The organism is Leclercia barmai (genome assembly GCF_049312895.1).
Lineage (GTDB): Bacteria > Pseudomonadota > Gammaproteobacteria > Enterobacterales > Enterobacteriaceae > Enterobacter > Enterobacter barmai.
Map to the genome: position 1 here is coordinate 207463 of NZ_JBMNWZ010000001.1, position 22507 is coordinate 229969.

The window sequence follows — 22507 nt, forward strand, 5'->3', positions numbered from 1 at the left end:
AAAGACCGCGTGCGATTATTTGCTCAATTAAGCTGGTACTTTCGCCGGGAGTGGCAACGCTATCTCGGTGCAGTGGCCCTGCTTATTATCATTGCCATTCTGCAGCTCATCCCGCCGAAAGTGGTGGGCTACGTCGTGGACGGCGTTACCCAACAGCATTACACCACCGCACGGGTGATGATGTGGATCGGCACGCTGGTGCTGACGGCGGTGGTGGTCTATCTGCTGCGCTATGTCTGGCGCGTGCTGCTGTTCGGCGCGTCATACCAGCTCGCCGTGGAGCTGCGGGAAGATTTTTACCGCCAGCTCAGCCGCCAGCATCCGGAATTTTACCTGCGTCACCGCACCGGGGACCTGATCGCCCGCGCCACTAACGATGTCGATCGCGTGGTCTTTGCCGCCGGGGAAGGGGTGCTGACCCTGGTCGACTCGCTGGTGATGGGCTGCGCGGTGCTGATCGTCATGTCAACGCAAATCAGCTGGCAGCTCACGCTGCTGGCGCTGCTGCCGATGCCGATTATGGCGCTGGCGATCAAGCGCTACGGCGACCAGCTGCACCAGCGCTTCAAGCTGGCGCAGGCGGCGTTTTCTACCCTTAACGACCGCACCCAGGAGAGCCTGACCAGCATCCGGATGATCAAAGCCTTCGGCCTGGAAGACCGCCAGTCGTCCCTGTTTGCCGCCGATGCGGCAGATACAGGCGCTAAAAACCTGCGCGTCGCCCGGATCGACGCCCGTTTTGATCCCACGATTTACATCGCCATCGGCACCGCCAACCTGCTGGCCATTGGCGGCGGGAGCTGGATGGTGATTAACGGCTCACTGACGCTCGGGCAACTGACCAGCTTTGCCATGTATCTGGGGCTGATGATCTGGCCGATGCTGGCCCTGGCCTGGATGTTCAACATCGTCGAGCGCGGCAGTGCGGCCTATAGCCGGATCCGCGCCATGCTCGCCGAAGCGCCGGTGGTTAACGATGGCAGCGAGACAGTGCCGGATGGGCGCGGCGAGCTAAAATTCTCAGTACGGGCCTTTGCCTACCCGCATACGGAAAAAACGACGCTCGAAAATGTCCATTTCACGCTGCAGCCGGGGCAAATGCTGGGCATTTGCGGCCCGACCGGGGCGGGGAAAAGTACCGTGCTCTCGCTGATCCAGCGCCACTTCGATATTGACCAGGGCGAGATCCGCTTCCACGACATCCCGCTGACGCAACTGCAGCTGGATAGCTGGCGCAGCCGCCTGGCGGTCGTCAGCCAGACGCCGTTCCTCTTCTCCGATAGCGTCGCCAACAATATCGCCCTCGGTTGCCCGCATGCGACCCAGGAAGAGATTGAGCACGTCGCCCGCCTTGCCAGCGTCCATGACGACATCCTGCGCCTGCCGCAGGGGTACGAAACCGAAGTGGGCGAACGCGGCGTAATGCTCTCGGGAGGGCAAAAACAGCGCATTTCCATCGCCCGCGCGCTGCTGCTGAATGCCGAAGTTCTGATCCTCGACGATGCCTTGTCTGCGGTCGATGGCCGCACCGAACACCAGATCCTGCACAACCTGCGCCAGTGGGGAGAAGGGCGCACGGTGATCATCAGCGCCCATCGTCTCTCTGCTCTGACCGAGGCGAGCGAAATTCTGGTGATGCAGCACGGGCATATTGCCCAGCGCGGCCAGCATGAACAGCTGGCGGAACAGCCGGGCTGGTATCGCGATATGTATCGTTATCAACAACTGGAAGCGGCACTGGATGACGTGCCGGAAACCGACGAGGAGGCCGCCGATGCGTAGTTTTTCCCAGCTGTGGCCCACCCTTAAGCGCCTGCTGGCGTATGGTTCGCCGTGGCGCAAGCCGCTGTCGCTGGCTGTCGTGCTGCTGTGGATTGCGGCGATTGCCGAAGTAACCGGCCCGCTGCTGATCAGCTATTTCATCGACAACATGGTGGCAAAAAATTATCTCCCGCTCGGTTTAGTCACCGGGCTGGCGGTGGCCTACGTTGGCCTGCAGCTGCTGGCGGCCGGGCTGCACTATGCCCAGTCGCTGCTGTTTAACCAGGCCGCCGTCGGCGTGGTGCAGCAGCTGCGTACCGACGTGATGGATGCCGCCCTGCGCCAGCCCCTGAGTGCGTTTGATACCCAGCCAGTCGGGCAGATCATCTCCCGCGTCACCAACGATACGGAAGTTATCCGCGACCTGTATGTCACCGTGGTGGCTACGGTACTGCGCAGCGCCGCCCTGGTGGGCGCTATGCTCGTGGCGATGTTCAGCCTCGAATGGCGCATGGCGCTGGTGGCGATGGCGATTTTCCCGGCGGTAATGATTGTGATGATCATCTACCAGCGCTACAGCACGCCGATTGTGCGTCGCGTGCGGGCCTATCTGGCGGATATCAACGATGGCTTTAACGAGGTCATCAACGGCATGAGCGTTATCCAGCAGTTCCGCCAGCAGGCGCGTTTCGGCGAGCGGATGGGCGAAGCCAGCCGCTCCCACTATATGGCCCGCATGCAGACCCTGCGTCTGGACGGTTTCCTGCTGCGCCCGCTGTTAAGCCTGTTCTCGGCGCTGGTGCTGTGCGGGCTGCTGATGCAGTTTGGCTTTGCCGCCGGTGGCACCATCGAAGTCGGGGTGCTGTATGCCTTTATCAGCTATCTCGGGCGTCTTAACGAGCCGCTGATCGAGCTCACCACCCAGCAGTCGATGCTGCAACAGGCGGTGGTGGCCGGTGAGCGCGTCTTTGAGCTGATGGATCGCCCGCGCCAGGCGTATGGCGATGACGAGCGCGAACTGCAAAGCGGGGCGATTGATTTTGACAACGTCTCCTTTGCCTATCGCGACGATCGGTTGGTGCTGCAGGATATCAACCTGACGGTGCCGCCCCGCAGCTTTGTGGCGCTGGTGGGGCACACCGGCAGCGGTAAAAGCACCCTCGCCAGCCTGCTGATGGGCTACTACCCGCTCACCGAAGGAGAAATCCGTCTCGACGGACGTCCGCTGTCGAGCCTGAGCCACGGCACATTGCGTAAAGGCGTGGCGATGGTGCAGCAGGATCCGGTGGTGCTGGCCGATACCTTCTTTGCCAACGTGACGCTGGGCCGACCGTTCAGCGAGGAGCAGGTGTGGGACGTGCTGGAGAAAGTGCAGCTGGCGGAGCTGGCGCGCGGTCTGCACGACGGCATTCATACCCGGCTCGGCGAGCAGGGGAATAACCTGTCTGTCGGGCAAAAGCAGCTGCTGGCGCTGGCCCGGGTGCTGATTGATACCCCGCAGGTCTTGATTCTGGATGAAGCTACCGCCAGCATCGATTCCGGTACCGAGCAGGCTATCCAGCAGGCGCTGGCCGCGGTACGCGAACACACCACCCTGGTGGTGATTGCCCACCGTCTTTCGACCATCGTAGAGGCGGATACCATTCTGGTGCTTCATCGCGGTCAGGCGGTTGAACGCGGTACCCATAAGCAACTGCTTGAGGCAAAAGGGCGTTACTGGCAAATGTATCAGCTGCAGCTGGCCGGGGAAGAGCTGGCCGCCAGCGCCCGTGAGGAATCTCTCAGCGCCTGATGCACTAAAATTAAGCAACCAGCCAGCCGCTGAATCGGTTGGTGCAAAAATGAAACGCACCCTGCACTGTCATGGTGCGTTTTTTTTGGTCATGCCTTCTCCGTGCCTCGTATTTCCTCTCTTTTCACTTTTGGCACACCCCTTGCAATACCTCTTTCGTTGGCTCGCCAAAACCGAATTCTGACTGGAGGGATATATGAAGCTGGTTACCGTGGTAATCAAACCATTCAAACTCGAAGACGTGCGCGAAGCACTCTCTTCAATGGGTATTCAGGGGCTGACCGTTACCGAAGTGAAAGGCTTCGGTCGTCAGAAGGGGCATGCAGAGCTTTACCGTGGTGCGGAATACAGCGTCAACTTCCTGCCAAAAGTGAAGATTGACGTAGCGATTGCCGACGATCAGCTGGATGAAGTCATCGACGTAATTAGCAAAGCAGCCTACACCGGCAAAATTGGCGACGGCAAAATTTTCGTTGCTGAGCTGCAACGCGTTATTCGCATTCGTACAGGCGAAGCCGACGAAGCGGCACTGTAAAACAGCAGGCACACAGTGATAGGGATCGAGAAAATGAACACAACAACACTTAAAGCAGGTCTGGGGTCTCTGGCGCTGTTGCCGGGCCTGGCAATGGCTGCACCCGCGGTAGCAGACAAAGCCGATAACGCCTTTATGATGATTTGCACCGCGCTGGTGCTCTTTATGACCATTCCGGGGATCGCGCTGTTTTACGGCGGCCTGATCCGCGGCAAAAACGTCCTCTCCATGCTCACTCAGGTAACGGTGACCTTTGCGCTGGTTTGCGTGCTGTGGGTGGTCTACGGCTATTCGCTGGCCTTCGGGGAGGGCAACGCCTTCTTCGGCAGCTTTAACTGGGCAATGCTGAAAAATATCGAACTGACCGCGGTGATGGGCAGCTTCTATCAGTACATCCACGTGGCGTTCCAGGGTTCGTTCGCCTGTATCACCGTGGGGCTGATTGTCGGGGCGCTGGCGGAACGTATCCGCTTCTCCGCCGTATTAATCTTCGTGGTGGTGTGGCTGACCCTCTCCTACGTGCCGGTGGCGCATATGGTCTGGGGCGGCGGTCTGCTGGCCTCTCATGGCGCGCTGGACTTTGCGGGCGGTACCGTTGTGCATATCAACGCCGCAGTAGCTGGGCTTGTCGGTGCTTACCTGATTGGCAAACGCGTCGGTTTTGGCAAAGAAGCGTTCAAACCGCACAACCTGCCGATGGTCTTTACCGGTACGGCGATCCTCTATTTTGGCTGGTTTGGCTTCAACGCCGGTTCAGCCAGTGCGGCAAACGAAATCGCGGCCCTGGCCTTCGTGAACACCGTTGTCGCGACGGCGGGTGCCATCCTCTCCTGGATCTTTGGCGAGTGGGCGGTACGCGGTAAGCCTTCTCTGCTGGGCGCCTGTTCCGGTGCGATTGCCGGTCTGGTAGGTATTACCCCGGCCTGTGGTTTTGTCGGTGTCGGTGGCGCGCTGATCGTCGGTATCGTGGCGGGTCTGGCCGGTCTGTGGGGCGTGACGGCGCTGAAACGTGTTCTGCGTGTGGATGACCCTTGTGACGTGTTTGGCGTCCACGGCGTGTGCGGTATCGTTGGCTGCATTATGACCGGCATCTTCGCTTCAACCTCTCTGGGCGGCGTAGGCTATGCGGAAGGCGTGACCATGGGCCATCAGGTTCTGGTGCAGCTGGAAAGTATCGCCATCACGGTAGTCTGGTCGGGCGTGGTTGCCTTTATCGGCTACAAGCTGGCGGACATGACGGTTGGGCTGCGCGTGCCGGAAGAGCAGGAGCGCGAAGGTCTGGACGTCAACAGCCACGGCGAGAATGCGTATAACGCGTAAATAAAAGCAAACGGCAACCTCGGTTGCCGTTTTAGTGTTTGCACCCTCTCCCGGTGGGAGAGGGCCGGGGTGAGGGCACCAGGCCGCACGTAACATTATCCCCGATTACGCATCACCCCTTCCTGCACGGTGGATGCCACCAGCACCCCATCCTGGGTATAGAACTCACCGCGCACAAACCCGCGAGCGCTGGACGCCGAGGTGCTCTCCACGCTGTAGAGCAGCCACTCATTCATATTGAACGGACGGTGGAACCACATCGAATGGTCGATCGTGGCAACCTGCATCCCTTTCTCAAGGAAGCCCACGCCGTGCGGCTGCAGGGCAACCGGCAGGAAGTTGAAGTCCGAGGCATAACCCAGCAGATACTGATGCACGCGGAAATCTTCCGGCATGGTGCCGTTGGCGCGGATCCACACCTGACGGGCAGGCTCTGCGATGTGGCCTTTCATCGGGTTATGAAACTCGACCGGGCGGATCTCCAGCGGCTTGTCGCAGAGAAACTTCTCTTTAACCTGCGGGGGCAGCAGATGCGCCAGCGCGCGGGCAATGTCGGTCTCAGAACGCAACGCGTCAGGCGCAGGGGCTGGCGGCATCGTCTTCTGATGCTCATAGCCCGGTTCAGGGGCCTGGAACGACGCCGTCATATAGAAAATCGGCTTGCCGTTCTGCACCGCCGCCACGCGACGGGCGCTGAAGCTGTTGCCATCGCGCAGGACTTCAACGTCATATACGATGGGTTTCTGGCTGTCGCCCGGGCGCAAAAAGTAGCTGTGAAAAGAGTGCACAAAGCGCTCCGCAGGTACGGTCTCTTTAGCAGCGTAGAGGGCTTGTCCCACAACCTGGCCGCCGAAAACCTGGCGTAAACCCAGATCTTCGCTTTGTCCCCGAAAGAGTCCTTCTTCTATTTTTTCCAGGTTTAATAATGTCAGCAGATTGCTTAGTGCCTGACTCATAGTCGTCCTCAATTAATACGCCGTGGCGAAAGATACGCAGAGTATAACGCAGAATTGAAAGTGGTCCGATGGGTGCAATAATCTGAATAACAGGGGGATTCCAGGCATAAATAATTGATATGTGCCACACTTAGTCTCGTTATCTTTATGTTAACCACTCATCTGGCGGTATCGATCCCGCTGGTGCATTGATGATAAGGAGAACTCAATGAAACTCGTGCACGTGTTAAGTGGTTTAGCGGTAGCGGTCGCTCTTTCTGCCTGCGCAGACAAAAGCGCAGACATTCAGACGCCAGCGCCGAACCCGAATACTGCTGGCGTAGCCGCTCAGCCGACTATTCAGCAGCCAAATGTCTCTGGTACGATCTGGATCCGCCAGAAAGTTGCTTTACCGCCGGATGCGGTGTTAACCGTTACCCTGTCTGATGCCTCGCTGGCCGATTCGCCATCGAAAGTACTGGCGCAGCAGGCGACGCGTACCGAGGGTAAACAGGCGCCATTCAAATTTGAACTGCCGTTTAACCCGGCGGATGTTCAGCCCAATGCCCGTATTCTGCTGAGTGCGGCGATCACCATTAACGATCAGGTTGTTCTGATGACCGACATCGTGAAGCCGGTGATCAACCAGGGCGGTACGAAAGCCGATCTGGTGTTGGTCCCGGTGCAGCAGACCTCGCTGCCGCTGCAGCCTGGCGGCGGTGCGCCGACCACGGTGCCGTCAACGTCACCAACCCAGGTTAGCCCGTCTACGGCGACCCCGGCGCCAACCCAGCTTTAATGTTCCCTGCCCCTCTCGCCTGAGAGGGGCATTTAGTACCGCCAGCGGTATCGCTGCATATCTATCTCTCCACTGCCTGACACCTGCACCCCTTCACTGAGCAATGCCTGACGCTGACGCTGCAAATCCGGCCCCGTTAAGGAGATCGCTCCGTGGCGGTTGACGACCCGGTGCCAGGGCAGGGTACTGCCTTCCGGCAGCCGTTTGAGGACACCGCCTACCTGCCGGGCTGCGCGGGGAGAGCCCGCCAGTCGTGCCACTTCGCCATAGGTGGTGACCGTGCCTTCGGGAATCGAAGCGACTATCTGCCATACCCGCTGGGAAAAAGAGTCGTGCTCGTCCATTTTTTTCTCCTGTGTTGCGGGCATGATAGAGATTAACGGGTAATTGAGGAAGAAAGCGCCCACTCTGTAAACGCTTTGCGCAATAAAACATCACCCGGACGCGGTTAACTTGCAATTGCCATCCGGTACAGTGATAATGCGCCAGCGCGTTGGTTAACAACGCTCTCAATGGGGGCTCTGTTGGTTCTCCCGCAACGCTACTCTGTTCACCAGGTCAGGTCCGGAAGGAAGCAGCCAGGGCAGACGACGTGTGTGCCGGGATGTAGCTGGCAGGGCCCCCACCCATTTCTGCTCTCCTTAAGTCTGTCGTATCCCCCTTTCTACTATTATCCCCATCAATAGTGCGTATATTTTATATTTTCATATCTGCCTGTCTATTTCGCAAATTGTCATCATACTGAAACGTGACTGTCATTATTCTGTCATAAATTTTCGGCAGGGTAAGTGTGACATTTTTATTATCTATAAGCAGGAAATATATATCTGGATAATAATGTTAACTTCGTGTATTAATTTAAGAAAATAGTGCCAGGGATGTTAAAACCATGACGACTGCTGTCCTGAATGTGAAAATTGACGAAGCGCTGAAAGAGAAGCTTCGTCATTATGCCGAAGTGAATAATGAGAATCTCAGCGTTACCACAGAGAAGCTGCTGCAGATGGCGTTTGCTGTAGCAGATGAGGCGGGAGTAACGGAAGAGGATATCGACAATCAGCATACGGAAGAAGAGAGTGTAGCTCCATTTACTCCTAAAGAAATCAAAGCATTAAGAAAAATTCTGAAGAAGAAAAAATGAAACAACATCAACAATCAACCGCCAGCAGCTACTCAGAGGCCTGCTCGCTTCTGCGCTCTGGCTATGTCAAACATGTCCGCCTGGGCTGGGACGTTGGCAGTGATGAGTTCTTTCGAATTGCGTCTGACTGGTGTGATACCGGCGCAAAAATAAAGAAAGAAGGCGATAGTTTTGTTATTTCCCTGAAAGGTTTCCCTATCCCGGCTCAGCACTGATCTCCCCATGCTGAAAATGTCTGACTGTAACCATTACAGTCAGACATTTTTAAATCTCGTCTTATTAGCGGCTATTTGTGCGCCCGCTCACTCTTTTCCCGTAATAAATATTACTGTTGCATTCGTTCATTGAGTCAAAGCGATTATACCAGCGTGCGTTTTACACTGTGGCCGCTGTTACTCAGCGCCATCCACAGCGGCTTGATCCGCACCAGCGCGTTTTCCAGCTCAGCAGGCGCCAAAGAAAAAGGCATGCGCAGGTAGCGGTCAAAGGCCCCGGAGAGGCCAAAGCGCGTCCCGGTACCCAGATGAATGCCCGCCGCTTCGGCGCGCGAGGCCAGCTGGGTGGCCAGCATATCCGGCAGCTCAACCCAGTAAGAGAGACCCCCTTCCGGCATCCGGAAACGCCAGTCCGGGAAATGTTCCTGCAGCAGCGCCGCACAAGCATTCCGCCGCTCACGCAGCATCTGCCGTCGGGCAGATAAAAATGTTTCGCCATTCTCAATCAGCCACAGGGTTGCCAGCTGTTCCAGCAGCGGCGAGCCAAGATCGAGCGTATCGCGGGTCTGGACAAGCGTGGCGATGGTGCGTGCCGGGGCGCGAACCCAGCCCAGACGCAGACCTCCCCAGAAACTTTTTCCCGCCGAGCCCAGCGTAATGACATTGCCGTTCGGGCAGAAGGAGGCCAGCGGCCGCGGGGGAGGGGCATCGAACCACAGATCCACCATGGTTTCATCCACTACCAGCGTGGTGCAGGCCCGGGCAGCCACGGCGGCGATGGCCTCCCGACTCTTCTCGTCCATGCAGCGGCCAGTAGGATTGTGAAAATCGGGCATCAGGTACGCCAGGCGCGGCGCGGTCTGGGCGAGGGTGGCGGCAAAACCGTCGATATCCCAGCCGGTATGCGGCAGCGACACGCCTACCGGCCGACAGGATGCACCCTGAATCGCCGCGATAGCCAGCGGGTAGGTGGGGTGATCCACCACCACCCGATCGCCCGGGCCGGTGAACATGCGCAGCACCAGCGCCAGCCCGCTGACGGCACCGTTAACTACCATCACCTCTTCAGCCCGGGTAGGTAAACCGCGGCCGGTATAGCGTGCCGCAATGGCTTCGCGCAGCGCCAGCAATCCCAGCTGATCGTAGCCGGTTTGCGTCAGATGCGGGGTAATGGCGGTCAGGGCATGCGTATAGGCCTGATGGATCTCCGGCCCGGCACCCAGCGCGGCGGTAGAGAGATCCAGCGCCGCGCTGGCGTTGGCGCGGGTAGGGGGCGTGCGGCTGTCGGGCAGGATCACCCGCGAGCCACTGCCGTGCCGGCTTTCGAGATAACCTTCGTCCCGCAGATGGGCCAGGGCGCTGCTGACGGTGGTCCGGCTGACCTCGAGGGTTAAGGCCAGTTCCCGTTCCCCGGGCAGGCGCGTATCCAGCGCCAGCCTGCCGTCGAGGATCAGCAGGCGCAGGGCATCGGCCAGCTGCCGCCACAGCGGGGTACGGGAGGCACTCTCCTGCCAGTGACCCAGCAGGCGAACCAATGACTGACTTCCAAAACGACGTGATGACACGGGCAGTCCACTTTTTGAAAACTGGACATTAATCATAGGGCCATTTCAGGCAATGATTAAAGCAGAAACCACCGGAGAAAGATCATGTTGCGTCGATTACTTCAGCTTTACGTCGGATTAAGCCTGTACGGCCTGTCAACGGCGATGTTTGTCCGTGCGGATCTGGGAGCCGATCCGTGGAATGTCTTTCACCTGGGGGTGGCAAAACTGCTGGCAATGGATATTGGCACCGTCATGATCCTCACCGGGGCGCTGGTCCTGCTGATCTGGATCCCGCTGCGCCAGCGTCCCGGTCTCGGCACGATCAGTAACGTGATTGTGATTGGCCTGGCCGCCGATGCCGCATTGGCAGTTATTCCGGCCATTGATTCGCTGATGGCTCGCAGCCTGCTGCTGGCAAGCGCGGTGATTGTCAATGCGCTGGCGACGGGCATGTATATCGGGGCCGGATTTGGCGCCGGGCCGCGCGACGGCCTGATGACCGGGATCAACGCCCGCACCGGCTGGTCGGTTCGCAGCGTACGCACGGCGATTGAAATTACGGTCCTGCTGATTGGCTGCGTGCTGGGCGGCACCTTTGGTGTAGGAACCATACTCTATGCGCTGAGCATCGGTCCGCTGATCCAGATCTGCCTGCCGTGGTTTCGGCAGAAGCCGCGGATCGTTGCCCCAGAGCCGGGCCGCGTTGTCTGATTTTGCGAAGCGCTCACATGCTTTACGCCAGGCGTTATGACAGAATAGACACATCCGTCACTGCACCCTGAAGCGCATGAAAGCCATAACCCTCTACGATGTCGCCCGCCTGGCGGGCGTCTCCTATCAAACCGTCTCGCGGGTCATTAATGATGCGGCCCACGTCTCCGCCCGTACCCGGGAGAAAGTGCTGCAGGCGATGGCCGAGCTGCACTATGTACCCAACCGCGGTGCCCAGCAGCTGGCAGGCAAACGCACCCGTACGCTGGGGCTGATCACCACCGATCTGGCGCTGCATGCCCCCTCGCAGATTGCGTCGGCGGTAAAAACGCGGGCCGGGGAGCGTGGGGCGAGCGTGCTGATCTCGATGGTCGAGGATCCACAGCAGTGCCTGGCGGCGGTGCAGGAGCTGCTGGCCCAGCGCGTGGAAGGATTGCTGGTCAACGTCCCGCTGGAAGATGCGCTGGCCGAAAGCCTGCAGGCGCAGGCCGTTCCGGTGCCGGTGTTATTTCTTGATGTCACCCCCAACGCCCGGGTACACAGCCTGGTGTTCGATGCAGAGCAAGGAGCAAACCTGGGGGCGGAACACCTGCTGGCGCTGGGCCATCAGCGAATTGCCCTGCTCGGCGGGCCGCAAAGTTCCGTCTCTGCCCGGGCACGGCTTGCAGGCTGGTTATCAGCCTTAGGTCAGGCGGGTCTCGAACCTTGCTCCATCGTTCAGGGTGACTGGAGCGCGGCCTCAGGTTATGAAAAAGGCCATCAGCTGCTGGCCGGGGCGATTCTCCCGCAGGCGATCCTGGTGGCAAACGATCAGATGGCCCTGGGCGTGATGCGTGCCTGCGCCGAAAAAGGGATTGCGGTGCCGGGCCAGATATCGGTGGTGGGTTTTGACGATACCACCGACAGCGCATGGTTTACCCCGCCGCTGACTACGGTTCGTCAGGCGTTTCGTGAGGCCGGCCTGCGCAGCGTGGAGTGGCTGCTGGCGCAGCAGGGCAGCACAGAAAAGACGCCCTCACAAACCCGGCTGCCGGTAACGCTGATCGAGCGCCATTCCACCGCCCGGGAAGGGATCCCGCAGGGGAGCGACGATCTTGCCCGGCAGCTAAAATCGCTGGCGCTGCTGGCGGAACAGCTGGCGCGCCGATAACGCTTTTGTGATCGCCCTCGCTTCATGACGCTCTCCCGCTTTACCCTGTCTCCCTGGCAGGGCATTGTATCTAAAATTGTGAGCGCTTCGCAAAGAGGTAAACATGTCCCATCCTGCTCCGCTGACCCTCAGCACCCTGATCACTCGCCGCGACTGGGAAAACCCCGGCGTCACCCAATGGAATCGACTCCCTGCCCACGTGCCCTTGAGCAGCTGGCGCGACGAGCACGCCGCGCGGGATGAGGGTAAGACGCCCAGCGTCCGCTCGCTTAACGGCGACTGGCAGTTCAGCTTTTTTACGGCTCCGGAGCAGGTTCCCGACAGCTGGACGCAACATGATTGCGCGGATGCGGTGGTGATGCCTGTCCCCTCCAACTGGCAGATGCAGGGCTTTGATACCCCGATCTACACTAACGTTACCTATCCGATTGCGGTGAACCCGCCGTTTGTCCCGGCAGAGAACCCGACCGGTTGTTACTCGCTCACATTCGAGATGGAAGAGAGCTGGCTGGCGAGCGGCCAGACCCGGCTGGTCTTCGAGGGCGTCAACTCGGCCTTTTATCTGTGGTGCAACGGCCAGTGGGTAGGCTACTCCCAGGACAGCCGTCTGCCTGCGGAGTTTGATGTTTCTGCGTTCCTGCGCGCAGGCAGTAACCGCCTGGCGGTGATGGTGCTGCGCTGGTGCGACGGTAGCTATCTCGAAGATCAGGATATGTGGCGGATGAGCGGCATCTTCCGCGACGTCACTCTGCTGCACAAACCGGCTACCCATATCGCCGATTATCACGTCGAGACCGAACTGAATGCCGATTATGACCGTGCCCGGCTTAAGCTGGGGCTGACCCTCGGCGGGAGTGATTACGCCGATTGCGAGGTGAGCGTCAACCTGTGGCGGGAAGGGGAGCTTATCGCCAGCGCCGTCGGCCTGCCGGGCTCGGACATTGTCGATGAGCGGGGTCACTGGCAGGAGAGGGTCAATGTTTCACTGAAGGTGGAACAACCGGCGCTGTGGAGCGCGGAAATCCCCGCCCTGTACCGGCTGACCCTTGCGCTGCGCGACGCTCAGGGCAAGGTTCTGGACATTGAAGCCTGCGACGTCGGCTTCCGCCACGTTGAGATAGCCAACGGGCTGCTGAAGCTCAACGGCAAGCCGCTGCTGATCCGCGGGGTGAACCGTCACGAGCATCACCCCGAGCGCGGGCAAGTGATGGACGAAGCCACCATGCGCCGCGACATTGAGCTGATGAAGCAGCACAACTTTAACGCCGTACGCTGCTCGCACTATCCTAACCATCCGCTGTGGTACCGCCTGTGCGATCGCTACGGGCTTTACGTGGTGGATGAGGCCAATATTGAAACCCACGGTATGGTGCCGATGAGTCGACTGGCCGACCATCCGCGCTGGCTGCCCGCCATGAGCGAACGCGTCACCCGGATGGTGCAGCGCGACAGAAATTACCCGTCGATTATTATCTGGTCCCTGGGCAATGAGTCCGGTCATGGCGCGAACCACGACGCCCTTTACCGCTGGATCAAGACAACCGATCCAACCCGCCCGGTACAGTATGAAGGCGGCGGCGCCAATACCGCAGCGACCGACATTGTGTGTCCGATGTACGCCCGTGTCGATCAGGATCAGCCTTTCCCGGCAGTACCAAAATGGTCTCTCAAAAAGTGGATTGGCATGCCGGATGAATCCCGCCCGCTGATCCTCTGCGAATACGCCCACGCGATGGGCAACAGCTTCGGCGGGTTCGCGAAATACTGGGAGGCCTTCCGCAAACATCCTCGCCTGCAGGGCGGTTTCGTCTGGGACTGGGTTGACCAGGCGCTGACGAAATACGACGAGCAGGGCAATCCCTTCTGGGCTTACGGCGGCGATTTTGGCGATAAGCCTAACGACCGACAGTTTTGTCTCAACGGGCTGGTGTTCCCGGATCGCACCCCGCATCCGGCCCTGTACGAAGCCCAGCGCGCCCAGCAGTTCTTCACCTTTACTCTGCACAGCCACTCTCCGCTGGTGGTGGAGGTGCAGAGCGATTATCTCTTCCGCACCACGGACAACGAGCAACTGCGCTGGTCAGTGATGCGCGATGGCGAAGTGCTGGCCACCGATGTTGTCGCTCTGAACATTCCGGCGCAAGGGAAGCAACGACTGGAGATTACCCTGCCACAGTGGGCAGCTGCGCCGGGCGATGTCTGGCTGAACGTGGAAGTGTTCCAGCCTGAGGCCACGCCGTGGTCCGGCGAAAACCACCTCTGTGCCTGGGATCAGTGGCCGCTGCCCGCGCCGTTATTCGTCGCAACACCGAAAGCTGCCGGGGAAACGCCGCAGCTGATCCGCGCGGATGACGCCCTGGTGGTAACGCATCAGCAGCAGCGCTGGCAGTTTGACCGCGCCAGCGGCGACCTGACCCAGTGGTGGCGCGAGGGAGAGCCAGCCCTGCTTTCACCGCTGACCGATAACTTCACCCGCGCCCCGCTGGATAACGATATCGGCGTCAGCGAAGCGACCCGCATCGATCCCAACGCCTGGGCGGAGCGCTGGAAGGCGGCGGGGATGTACAACCTGACGCCGCGTCTGCTGCAGTGCGACGGCGAGCAGCTGGAGCAGGCGGTGATTATCACCACGCTGCATGCCTGGGAGCATGGCAATCAGGTCCTGTTCCTGAGCCGTAAATGCTGGCGTATCGACTGCCAGGGCGTGCTGCATGGCGATATTGAAGTCCAGGTGGCGAGCGATATACCCGAGCCTGCGCGTATTGGGCTCTGCTGTCAGCTGGCCCTGACGCCGCAGACTGTAAGCTGGCAGGGGCTCGGGCCGTATGAGAACTACCCGGATCGCAAGCTCGCCGCCCGTCAGGGGCGCTGGGAGCTGCCGCTGGCTGAGCTGCATACGCCTTACATTTTCCCCACCGACAACGGCCTGCGCTGCGATACGCGTCAGCTGAACCTGGGACAGCATCAGCTGGATGGCGACTTCCACTTCTCGGTAAGCCGCTACAGCCAGACGCAGCTGCGTGAGACGTCGCACCACCACCTGTTACGGGAGGAGTCCGGCTGCTGGCTGAACCTTGATGCCTTCCATATGGGCGTCGGCGGGGATGACTCCTGGAGCCCAAGCGTCTCACCGGAATTTATTCTGCAGGGGAAAAAGGTGCGTTACGCCTTTAGCTGGCAACAGAACTAAACTTAATCGCTGATGCGGCCACAACGCGTGGCCGCACGTTCACTTCGGAGGTTTATCTGATGAAGTATGTCGATGGTTTTGTGGTTGCCGTTCCCGCGGGTAATAAGGAGGCTTATCGCGAGATGGCGGCGAAAGCCGCGCCTTTGTTTAAAGAGTTTGGCGCGCTTCGCATCGTAGAGTGTTGGGCAGATGACGTGCCTGACGGCAAATTAACCGACTTTCGCATGGCGGTGAAGGCGGAAGAGAACGAAGAAGTGGTCTTCAGCTGGATCGAATATCCTTCCAAAGCGGTTCGCGACGAGGCGAATCAGAAGATGATGAACGATCCCAGGATGAAAGAATTTGGCGAAGCCATGCCCTTTGACGGTAAACGGATGATTTATGGAGGCTTCTCGCCTCTGCTGGACGAATAAACCTGCCGCCCGGCGGCGCTCTCCGTCGGGCGCTAAGCGCGACTCTCCGGCTCGAGGTTATTTTCCGCCCACTGAATAAATGCCTCTTTCGGCAGCGCTTTGCTGTAAAACCACCCCTGACCGTACTGCACGCCGTGGCTCCGTAACCATGCCAGCTGGCCTTCGGTTTCAATTCCTTCTGCCACCATATCCAGGTTGAGCGATTTGGCCATCTCGATGATGTGCGAGGTGACGTTTTTGTACTCCAGCGCGTCGACAAAGGACTTATCTATTTTCAGCGTATCGACGTCCAGATCCTGGAGATAGCTGAGGCTGGAATAGCCCGTTCCGAAATCATCGATATAGACCGAGTGGCCTGCACGCCTGAACGCGGCAATGGCCGGAGCGCTGACGGCGGGATCGGCGAACCCGCGCTCGGTGAGCTCCAGCGCAATCTGTGAGGGGGGAAGTTGCCACTGATTCAGCAGGCGGCTCAGCAGCGGAAGCACCTTACCGGAGATCAAATCCTCCGGGGCAAGGTTAATCGAAATATGGTGGCCCGGATGCTGGCGCAGCCACTCGCCCATCTCTTCAAAAACTTTTTCGATGATAAGCGTGGTCAGCTGATTCGTCAGGCCCGTCTGCTCGGCCAGGGAGACGAAAATATCCGGCGACAGATAGCTGCCGTCCGGTTGCGGCCAGCGTGCAAGCGCTTCCGCGCCGGTCAGCCTGCCGCTGTTTAACGCCACAATCGGCTGGAAATGAACCTTAAACTCCCGGGCATTAATGGCATCCAGTAAACGGTACCGGGGCGACTGCAGGCGGCGTAACACGCGCAGGATAAACCAGGCCGTCAGCAGACTGATCAGGACGCCAAAAGGCAGCCAGAAAATAAGCTGGTGGTGCCAGCTCTCTTTTAGAGGTTTGAGGGAGGACCAGGTGACGATGGAAAACCCCAGGTCGGACACGTTATGGACGTTGTACATCGCGCCGTCATGCTGAAAATGGGTGCTGCCGCTGCGCCGCATCTCATTGAATACCTGAATATCCAGGTTATTACTGCTGGCAAAGATCACATTGCGCAGGGTGCCGATCAGGGCCACGTCGATCGGCCAGGAGCCTAAGGGGATCACATCGATCAGCGAGGCCGGGTCAACCAGCACGATATAGTGGTCATTGCCAATTGCAGCCATATAGCGATCGACGGCGAGGTCGTTGTGCGAGGTGATCCAGGCCCGATAGCCATCAGGCGTTACCCGCATTGCAGGCGGAAAGGGGGCGGCATGGCTCTCCTGTTCCAGTGAGGAGCAGCGCGGCTTGAGATCCTCAATGTAGATGACCTCCTGAATATATCGCCAGGAAAAAGAGGTGCGGCGCATGGCCAACGTGTGTTCGTAACTGCAGGGGATCCCTTTAAACGACGCCATCTCAGTAAGCGCTGACTTTGCCTGGGTAATGACTTTGTCGGTTCGGATCTGCACCCGGGAAGAGTAGTTATTCAGATCGTCAACAAACCGCTGCTCCGCATTGCTATGCGCCAGCCATACGCTCAGACAAACAGGAACAAGCACTGAAATAATTAGCACGCAGGTAACCATGCTCACCAGCTGTCGGGTTGTCATGCTCCTGTTTCCTTTTTATAACGCCGGGCCCGGGGCGTGCAAAACGATGACGTTAAAACGAAAAGTACTGTTGAAGTGTAGCGTTATAGCATGCGGCTGGCATTGATTTCATTCTGCAATTTAGGGGGCCAGGAAAACTCCGGCGGCCTGGCTTCCGGCGTGGGTTGTTTTCCGCTCGCCACTCGGATATGCTTATTGTTATGTTATAACAATTCATATTTGAGGTAAGCATGCAGGTTCTGAATTCATTGCGCAGTGCCAAACAACGTCATCCCGATTGTCAAATCGTCAAACGTAAAGGGCGGCTGTATGTGATATGCAAATCCAATCCGCGCTTTAAGGCGGTGCAGGGGCGGAAGAAGAGACGTTAAGCGGGTAAGGTGCCTGCCGCTGAAAGGTAAACTGTCGGCGGCAGGTCTAAACGGGATCAGGCAGGTGTGCGGGAGAGGGTAAAGACGTCGTAGAAAGAGAGCTCGCCCTTGGTGGCGATCATCTTCTGCAGTTTCTCTTTTTGCTGTAACTCGACGTTGGGCGAGTGCAGAATGTTTTCGATCAGCTGTCCAGGCACAAAGCGTGTGTTGTACCACTCCCCGTTGTAGCAAACGCGAAAATCCAGTACATCAATATCTTCATAGCGATAGCGTGGATTAACGTCGAAGAAGAAGAAGGCGTTAAAGACGATGAACAACACCACCAGCAACCAGACGGAACCGATCAGGGTTTCTGATTGCAGCATCACCACCAGCGTCGCCAGCCACGCCGCATACATGGCGACAAACAGACCAGGATGTTTGCGAATAAAGCTGATGCTGAAACGCGGTTTATTGTCACGCTTTTCGCGAACATTGAGATCGTCAATGGTTTCGGTAAGCAGGCGTTGTATCTCGGTCATCTTCTGCCCTTTGTGAATTCAACTCAATACGAAGGATCCGTATATTTTAAGTGACCACAATGTTTGTGGAAAGTAACAGTTAGACTAAGAAAAATCATAACAGTTACCTGAAAAGGGCGGGTGAGATGAAGTGACCAGTCTGTTCTCTACAACGCAAAATTCCCTGGACGATAGCATGAGCCTAACCGGATGAAGAGCTGCCAGTAACGCAAATTTGAAGCGCCGGAGAGTCGCGCAACACCTCTGGCATCTGTAAACAGAATCAGCGTACAAACTTCCATACTGCGGTAGGAATTTTATCATACAGCTTATTCATCGTCAGTTCGGCCAGGCGATGGTCGGCCGCAGAATAGAATACTGCCAGTTCATTATCAGAAAGCTCGTATTTATTTTTTTCAATCACGCGCTCAAGGGTGTCAATTGACTGACAACGTCGCAGACGCATCAAATAATCAGTCTTGGTTAATGGTTTATCAGACATAAATTCACCTAATTGTTTGTAATAGTTTTAACCGGAGAAGCTAACGGATTAGCTCTGCTTGCCGTAACAAAACAACGAAAAAGCCGATTGCCCGATTTACGCCATTTTTGCAAATCCTGTGCGTTAATGCCGTAGCTGCTGAATAACATAAAAGTGTCATCCAGGTATTCGTCAATTTGCTCAATCAACTTATTATCTTCGTTATACTTAATTTTATAATTAAGGGCGAAGGTAGCAATATGTTCAATCAACTCGTTTAACTGCAAATTAATGGCAGAAGTAGGGTCATTTACCCAGCCATGATTGCTCTCGTCGAGATTTGTCAGGCAGTCATGGTACAGGGATTCACAAAGGAATTTCAACTGTGCAATATCTTGCCTTTTGGGCGAGTATTCGTCCATAGCGCATCCCCTTTTTGAGTGATTCTTTACTCACCGAACATCGCTGTCGGGAAGGGTACAACTGGCTTAGCGTCAACGGCTACTGTTATGCCTCTTGCTTTAACTATAATCTACTCTAATCAGGATTTCACCGCGCTATTACGAAAAATTACAATTACGCAGCGCTTTACCGTCTTTGACCTTCACTATGTTATATATTTTTTTCTCCTGACACCGAACTTTACTTATCACCACATGTGATTTCTCAAGCCCGTTTAAAATCAAAAAACACCAGGAATACTCTTAATACCTAAGAAGCAACGCATGAAATTGAGAATTTCTGTAAAAGAACCAGGCTAAATATGATATGTGGTTTAAGCGTTACATTAAATATATAAACCCTCAATAAGCTAATTTTATGATTTTCAATTGCTAAAAAAAAGGCCGCATATGCGGCCTTTTTAACGGTTAAACCCGAATCTGTGTCATCACACCGGGTGATTGTGTTCCACATCATCGCTCTTACGGCTAAAACGACGACGTACAACCACGAAGAACACCGGAACGAAGAAGATCGCCAGGACGGTCGCGGTCACCATCCCACCCATTACGCCGGTACCTACGGCGTTCTGCGCACCGGAACCTGCACCCGAGCTAATAACCAGCGGCATAACGCCGAGGATAAAGGCGAGGGAGGTCATCAGAATCGGACGCAGACGCATACGGACTGCTTCCAGCGTTGCTTCAATCAGGCCTTTGCCTTCTTTATCCATCAGATCTTTGGCGAATTCGACGATTAATATCGCGTTCTTCGCCGACAAGCCAATGGTTGTCAGCAGGCCCACCTGGAAGTACACGTCATTACCCAGCCCGCGGAACGTCGCTGCCAGCAGGGCACCAATGACCCCCAGCGGTACAACCAGCATAACCGAGAACGGAATCGACCAGCTCTCGTACAGCGCCGCCAGACACAGGAACACTACAATCAGCGAGATGGCATACAGGGCAGGGGCCTGGTTACCGGACAGACGTTCCTGATAGGACATCCCCGTCCAGTCGTAGCCAATACCCGCAGGCAGTTTACCCGCCAGCTCTTCCATCAGGTTCATGGCTTCACCGGTACTTCTGCCCGGTGCCGCCTGGCCCAGGATCTCCATGGATGGCAGACCGTTGTAACGTTCCAGACGCGGTGAACCGTATTCCCAGCGAGAAGTAGAGAAGGCTGAGAACGGCACCATCTGCCCGTTGCTGCCGCGCACATACCAGTTATTGATATCGCTTGGCAACATACGGTATTGCGCTTCAGACATTACGTACACCTTCTTCACACGACCACGGTCGATGAAGTCGTTGACGTAGCTCCCGCCCCAGGCTGCGCCCAGTGTGGTGTTGATGTCGCTGATAGAGACGCCCAGCGCCTGTGCTTTTTCCTGATCGATATCCACTTTGAACTGCGGGGTATCTTCCAGGCCGTTTGGACGAACGCCAACCAGCAGGTCAGGGTGCTTGGCCACTTCGCCGAACAGCTGGTTACGCGCCTGAGTCAGTTTTTCATGGCCCAAACCACCCTGGTCGATAAGCTGGAAGTCAAAGCCGGTCGCCGTACCCAACTCAACAATCGCTGGCAGGTTAAAGGCGAAGACCATCGCATCTTTAATCTGCGAGAAGGTGCCCATGGCGCGACCGGTAATGGCTTCTACCTTATTCTCGTCACCCGGACGATCAGCCCAGTCTTTCAATGAGACGAAGGCAATACCGGTGTTCTGACCACGACCTGCAAAGCCAAAGCCGTTAACCGCAAACACCGATTCAACGTTGGCTTTCTCTTTATTGAGGTAATAATCAGTGACTTCATCCAGCACTTTCTGGGTACGCTCTTGCGATGCACCCGCCGGGAGCTGGGCCATCGTCAGGAACACGCCCTGGTCTTCATCCGGCAGGAAGGAGCTTGGCAGACGAACGAACAGGTAGGCCATGCCGACCACGATGATGATATAGAGCAGCAGGTAACGACCGGTGCTGCGCAGGATATTGCCTATGCTGTCGGTGTAGTGGTGCGTGCTCTTATCGAACATGCGGTTAAACCAGCCGAAGAAGCCTTTTTTGTTTTCTCCGTGATCGCCTTTAGCCACCGGTTTCAGCATGGTGGCGCACAGCGCAGGGGTCAGGATCAGAGCGACCAGTACCGACAGGGCCATCGCGGAAACGATGGTGATCGAGAACTGGCGATAAATCGCACCGGTAGAACCACCGAAGAAGGCCATCGGGATAAATACCGCCGACAGAACCATAGCGATACCGACCAGCGCGCCCTGAATCTGACCCATGGATTTACGGGTCGCTTCTTTCGGCGGCAGTCCCTCTTCGGACATCACACGCTCGACGTTTTCGACCACCACGATGGCGTCATCCACGAGCAGGCCGATGGCCAGCACCATCCCGAACATCGTCAGGGTGTTTATCGAGAAGCCGAAGGCCGCCAGGATAGCAAAGGTCCCGAGCAGAACCACCGGTACGGCGATGGTTGGAATCAGCGTCGCACGGAAGTTTTGCAGGAACAGATACATCACCAGGAATACCAGGATGATCGCTTCTACCAGCGTTTTCACTACTTCGTGGATAGAGATTTTAACGAACGGCGTGGTGTCATACGGGTAAACGATCTTCAGGCCTGACGGGAAGAAAGGTTCCATTTTCTTCAGTTCAGCACGGATCGCGGTCGCCGTATCAAGGGCGTTAGCACCGGTCGCCAGTTTAATACCCAGACCGGATGCCGGCTGGCCGTTAAACTTGGCGATAACGTCGTAGTTCTCACCACCCAGTTCCACCTTCGCAACGTCGCGCAGGCGAACCTGTGAACCGTCCGGATTCACCTTCAGCAGAATCTTACTGAACTCATCTGCGGAGGTCAGTCGGGTCTGTGCGATGATAGAGGCGTTCAGCTGCTGGCCTTTCACCGGCGGCGTACCGCCTAACTGACCGGCTGCAACCTGGGCGTTCTGCGCTTTAATGGCGGTGATCACGTCCACTGGCGTCAGCTGGAAGTTGTTCAGCTTGTTCGGGTCCATCCAGATACGCATCGCGTACTGAGAACCGAACAGCTGTACGTCACCCACACCAGAAGTACGGCTGATGGCGTCCTTCATGTTGGCGCCCACGTAGTCGGAAATATCCTCCTGCGTCATGGTGCCGTTGGTGTTGATAACGCCGACAACCATCAGGAAGCTACTGGAGGATTTCTCCACACTCACACCCTGCTGTTGTACTTCCTGCGGCAGTAACGGCATCGCCAGCTGCAGTTTGTTCTGCACCTGTACCTGGGCGATGTCCGCATCCGTACCGGATTCGAAGGTCAGCGTGATCTGCACCGTACCGGTGGAGTCACTGTTGGAGGACATGTACATCAGGTTATCGATACCGTTCATGTTCTGTTCGATAACCTGCGTCACGGTGTCCTGCACCGTTTTCGCATCAGCCCCTGGGTAGGTTGCGGCGATTGAAATTGCTGGCGGCGCAATGGTTGGATATTGCGCGACAGGCAGCTTCAGGATCGCGAGTCCCCCGGCTAGCATGATGATTATGGCGATCACCCACGCGAAAATGGGGCGATCGATAAAGAAATTAGGCATGTCTTAACGGCTCCT

General features: G+C 57.2%; 20 protein-coding genes and 1 other RNA gene. 13 read left to right on the forward strand and 8 right to left on the reverse strand.

The window, feature by feature from the left end:
* The first annotated feature begins 9 nt into the window (after positions 1-9).
* The 4 genes from ACOYA6_RS00930 (at position 10) to amtB (ending at position 5408) form a co-directional block, all read left to right on the forward strand.
* Positions 10-1782: a SmdA family multidrug ABC transporter permease/ATP-binding protein gene (locus ACOYA6_RS00930; RefSeq protein ID WP_223074665.1), complete on the forward strand. Its 1773-nt coding sequence runs from the start codon at positions 10-12 to the stop codon at positions 1780-1782.
* On the forward strand, positions 1775-3553 hold the full coding sequence (locus tag ACOYA6_RS00935) for a SmdB family multidrug efflux ABC transporter permease/ATP-binding protein (RefSeq protein ID WP_422653857.1): 1779 nt from the start codon (positions 1775-1777) through the stop codon (positions 3551-3553). The genes ACOYA6_RS00930 and ACOYA6_RS00935 overlap by 8 nt, the downstream gene beginning before the upstream one ends.
* Before the next feature lie 196 nt (positions 3554-3749).
* Positions 3750-4088 carry a P-II family nitrogen regulator gene (gene glnK / locus ACOYA6_RS00940; RefSeq protein ID WP_032616849.1) on the forward strand — a complete coding sequence of 113 codons (339 nt, stop codon included), beginning with the start codon at positions 3750-3752 and terminating at the stop codon, positions 4086-4088.
* Between the two features lie 33 nt (positions 4089-4121).
* Positions 4122-5408, forward strand: a complete 1287-nt coding sequence (amtB, locus tag ACOYA6_RS00945; protein ID WP_039032392.1) for an ammonium transporter AmtB — start codon at positions 4122-4124, stop codon at positions 5406-5408.
* A 95-nt stretch (positions 5409-5503) separates the two neighbouring features.
* Here amtB and tesB read toward each other — a convergent pair whose 3' ends face one another.
* A complete protein-coding gene (tesB, locus tag ACOYA6_RS00950) occupies positions 5504-6364 on the reverse strand; it encodes an acyl-CoA thioesterase II (RefSeq protein ID WP_039032393.1) in 861 nt (286 codons plus the stop codon).
* 208 nt (positions 6365-6572) lie between these two features.
* Here tesB and ACOYA6_RS00955 point away from each other — a divergent pair, with 208 nt between their 5' ends.
* A complete protein-coding gene (locus tag ACOYA6_RS00955) occupies positions 6573-7142 on the forward strand; it encodes a YbaY family lipoprotein (RefSeq protein ID WP_039032394.1) in 570 nt (189 codons plus the stop codon).
* 32 nt (positions 7143-7174) lie between these two features.
* Here the strand turns inward: ACOYA6_RS00955 and ACOYA6_RS00960 are convergent, their stop codons facing one another.
* Positions 7175-7510 carry an MGMT family protein gene (locus ACOYA6_RS00960; protein WP_422653858.1) on the reverse strand — a complete coding sequence of 112 codons (336 nt, stop codon included), beginning with the start codon at positions 7508-7510 and terminating at the stop codon, positions 7175-7177.
* Positions 7511-7664: 154 nt separating this feature from the next.
* Here ACOYA6_RS00960 and ffs point away from each other — a divergent pair.
* The 3 genes from ffs to ACOYA6_RS00975 all read left to right on the forward strand — a co-directional run bounded on the left by ffs (position 7665) and on the right by ACOYA6_RS00975 (position 8498).
* Positions 7665-7761, forward strand: an RNA gene (gene ffs / locus ACOYA6_RS00965) — signal recognition particle sRNA small type.
* Positions 7762-8031: 270 nt separating this feature from the next.
* Positions 8032-8283 (forward strand): hypothetical protein, encoded by a 252-nt coding sequence (locus ACOYA6_RS00970; RefSeq protein WP_039032396.1) that lies wholly within the window; start codon positions 8032-8034, stop codon positions 8281-8283.
* Positions 8280-8498 carry a hypothetical protein gene (locus ACOYA6_RS00975; RefSeq protein ID WP_039032397.1) on the forward strand — a complete coding sequence of 73 codons (219 nt, stop codon included), beginning with the start codon at positions 8280-8282 and terminating at the stop codon, positions 8496-8498. Before ACOYA6_RS00970 ends, ACOYA6_RS00975 begins: the two co-directional genes overlap by 4 nt.
* 143 nt (positions 8499-8641) lie before the next feature.
* Here ACOYA6_RS00975 and yczR read toward each other — a convergent pair whose 3' ends face one another.
* Positions 8642-10063 carry a MocR-like transcription factor YczR gene (gene yczR, locus ACOYA6_RS00980; RefSeq protein ID WP_422653859.1) on the reverse strand — a complete coding sequence of 474 codons (1422 nt, stop codon included), beginning with the start codon at positions 10061-10063 and terminating at the stop codon, positions 8642-8644.
* Positions 10064-10147: 84 nt separating this feature from the next.
* Between yczR and yczE the strand changes: the two genes are divergently transcribed.
* The 4 genes from yczE (at position 10148) to ACOYA6_RS01000 (ending at position 15509) form a co-directional block, all read left to right on the forward strand.
* On the forward strand, positions 10148-10756 hold the full coding sequence (gene yczE / locus ACOYA6_RS00985) for a membrane protein YczE (protein WP_422653860.1): 609 nt from the start codon (positions 10148-10150) through the stop codon (positions 10754-10756).
* Between the two features lie 76 nt (positions 10757-10832).
* Complete coding sequence (locus ACOYA6_RS00990; RefSeq protein ID WP_422653861.1) at positions 10833-11906, forward strand: LacI family DNA-binding transcriptional regulator; 1074 nt, start codon at positions 10833-10835, stop codon at positions 11904-11906.
* A 103-nt stretch (positions 11907-12009) separates the two neighbouring features.
* On the forward strand, positions 12010-15096 hold the full coding sequence (locus ACOYA6_RS00995) for a beta-galactosidase (protein WP_422653862.1): 3087 nt from the start codon (positions 12010-12012) through the stop codon (positions 15094-15096).
* A 59-nt stretch (positions 15097-15155) separates the two neighbouring features.
* On the forward strand, positions 15156-15509 hold the full coding sequence (locus tag ACOYA6_RS01000) for a DUF1428 domain-containing protein (RefSeq protein WP_039032401.1): 354 nt from the start codon (positions 15156-15158) through the stop codon (positions 15507-15509).
* 32 nt (positions 15510-15541) lie between these two features.
* Here the strand turns inward: ACOYA6_RS01000 and ACOYA6_RS01005 are convergent, their stop codons facing one another.
* Complete coding sequence (locus tag ACOYA6_RS01005; protein WP_039032402.1) at positions 15542-17110, reverse strand: EAL domain-containing protein; 1569 nt, start codon at positions 17108-17110, stop codon at positions 15542-15544.
* Positions 17111-17340: 230 nt separating this feature from the next.
* Here ACOYA6_RS01005 and ykgO point away from each other — a divergent pair, with 230 nt between their 5' ends.
* Entirely contained in the window at positions 17341-17481 is a 141-nt protein-coding gene (gene ykgO / locus ACOYA6_RS01010) for a type B 50S ribosomal protein L36 (RefSeq protein ID WP_003859006.1), read from the forward strand.
* A gap of 56 nt (positions 17482-17537) precedes the next feature.
* Here ykgO and ACOYA6_RS01015 read toward each other — a convergent pair whose 3' ends face one another.
* The 4 genes from ACOYA6_RS01015 to acrB form a co-directional block, all read right to left on the reverse strand.
* Positions 17538-18002, reverse strand: a complete 465-nt coding sequence (locus tag ACOYA6_RS01015; protein WP_039032403.1) for a YlaC family protein — start codon at positions 18000-18002, stop codon at positions 17538-17540.
* A gap of 262 nt (positions 18003-18264) precedes the next feature.
* Positions 18265-18483 carry an HHA domain-containing protein gene (locus ACOYA6_RS01020; RefSeq protein WP_032616864.1) on the reverse strand — a complete coding sequence of 73 codons (219 nt, stop codon included), beginning with the start codon at positions 18481-18483 and terminating at the stop codon, positions 18265-18267.
* 8 nt (positions 18484-18491) lie between these two features.
* Positions 18492-18884: an Hha toxicity modulator TomB gene (gene tomB / locus ACOYA6_RS01025; RefSeq protein ID WP_039032404.1), complete on the reverse strand. Its 393-nt coding sequence runs from the start codon at positions 18882-18884 to the stop codon at positions 18492-18494.
* A gap of 467 nt (positions 18885-19351) precedes the next feature.
* Positions 19352-22492, reverse strand: a complete 3141-nt coding sequence (acrB, locus tag ACOYA6_RS01030; protein ID WP_039032405.1) for a multidrug efflux RND transporter permease subunit AcrB — start codon at positions 22490-22492, stop codon at positions 19352-19354.
* Between the last annotated feature and the right edge of the window lie 15 nt (positions 22493-22507).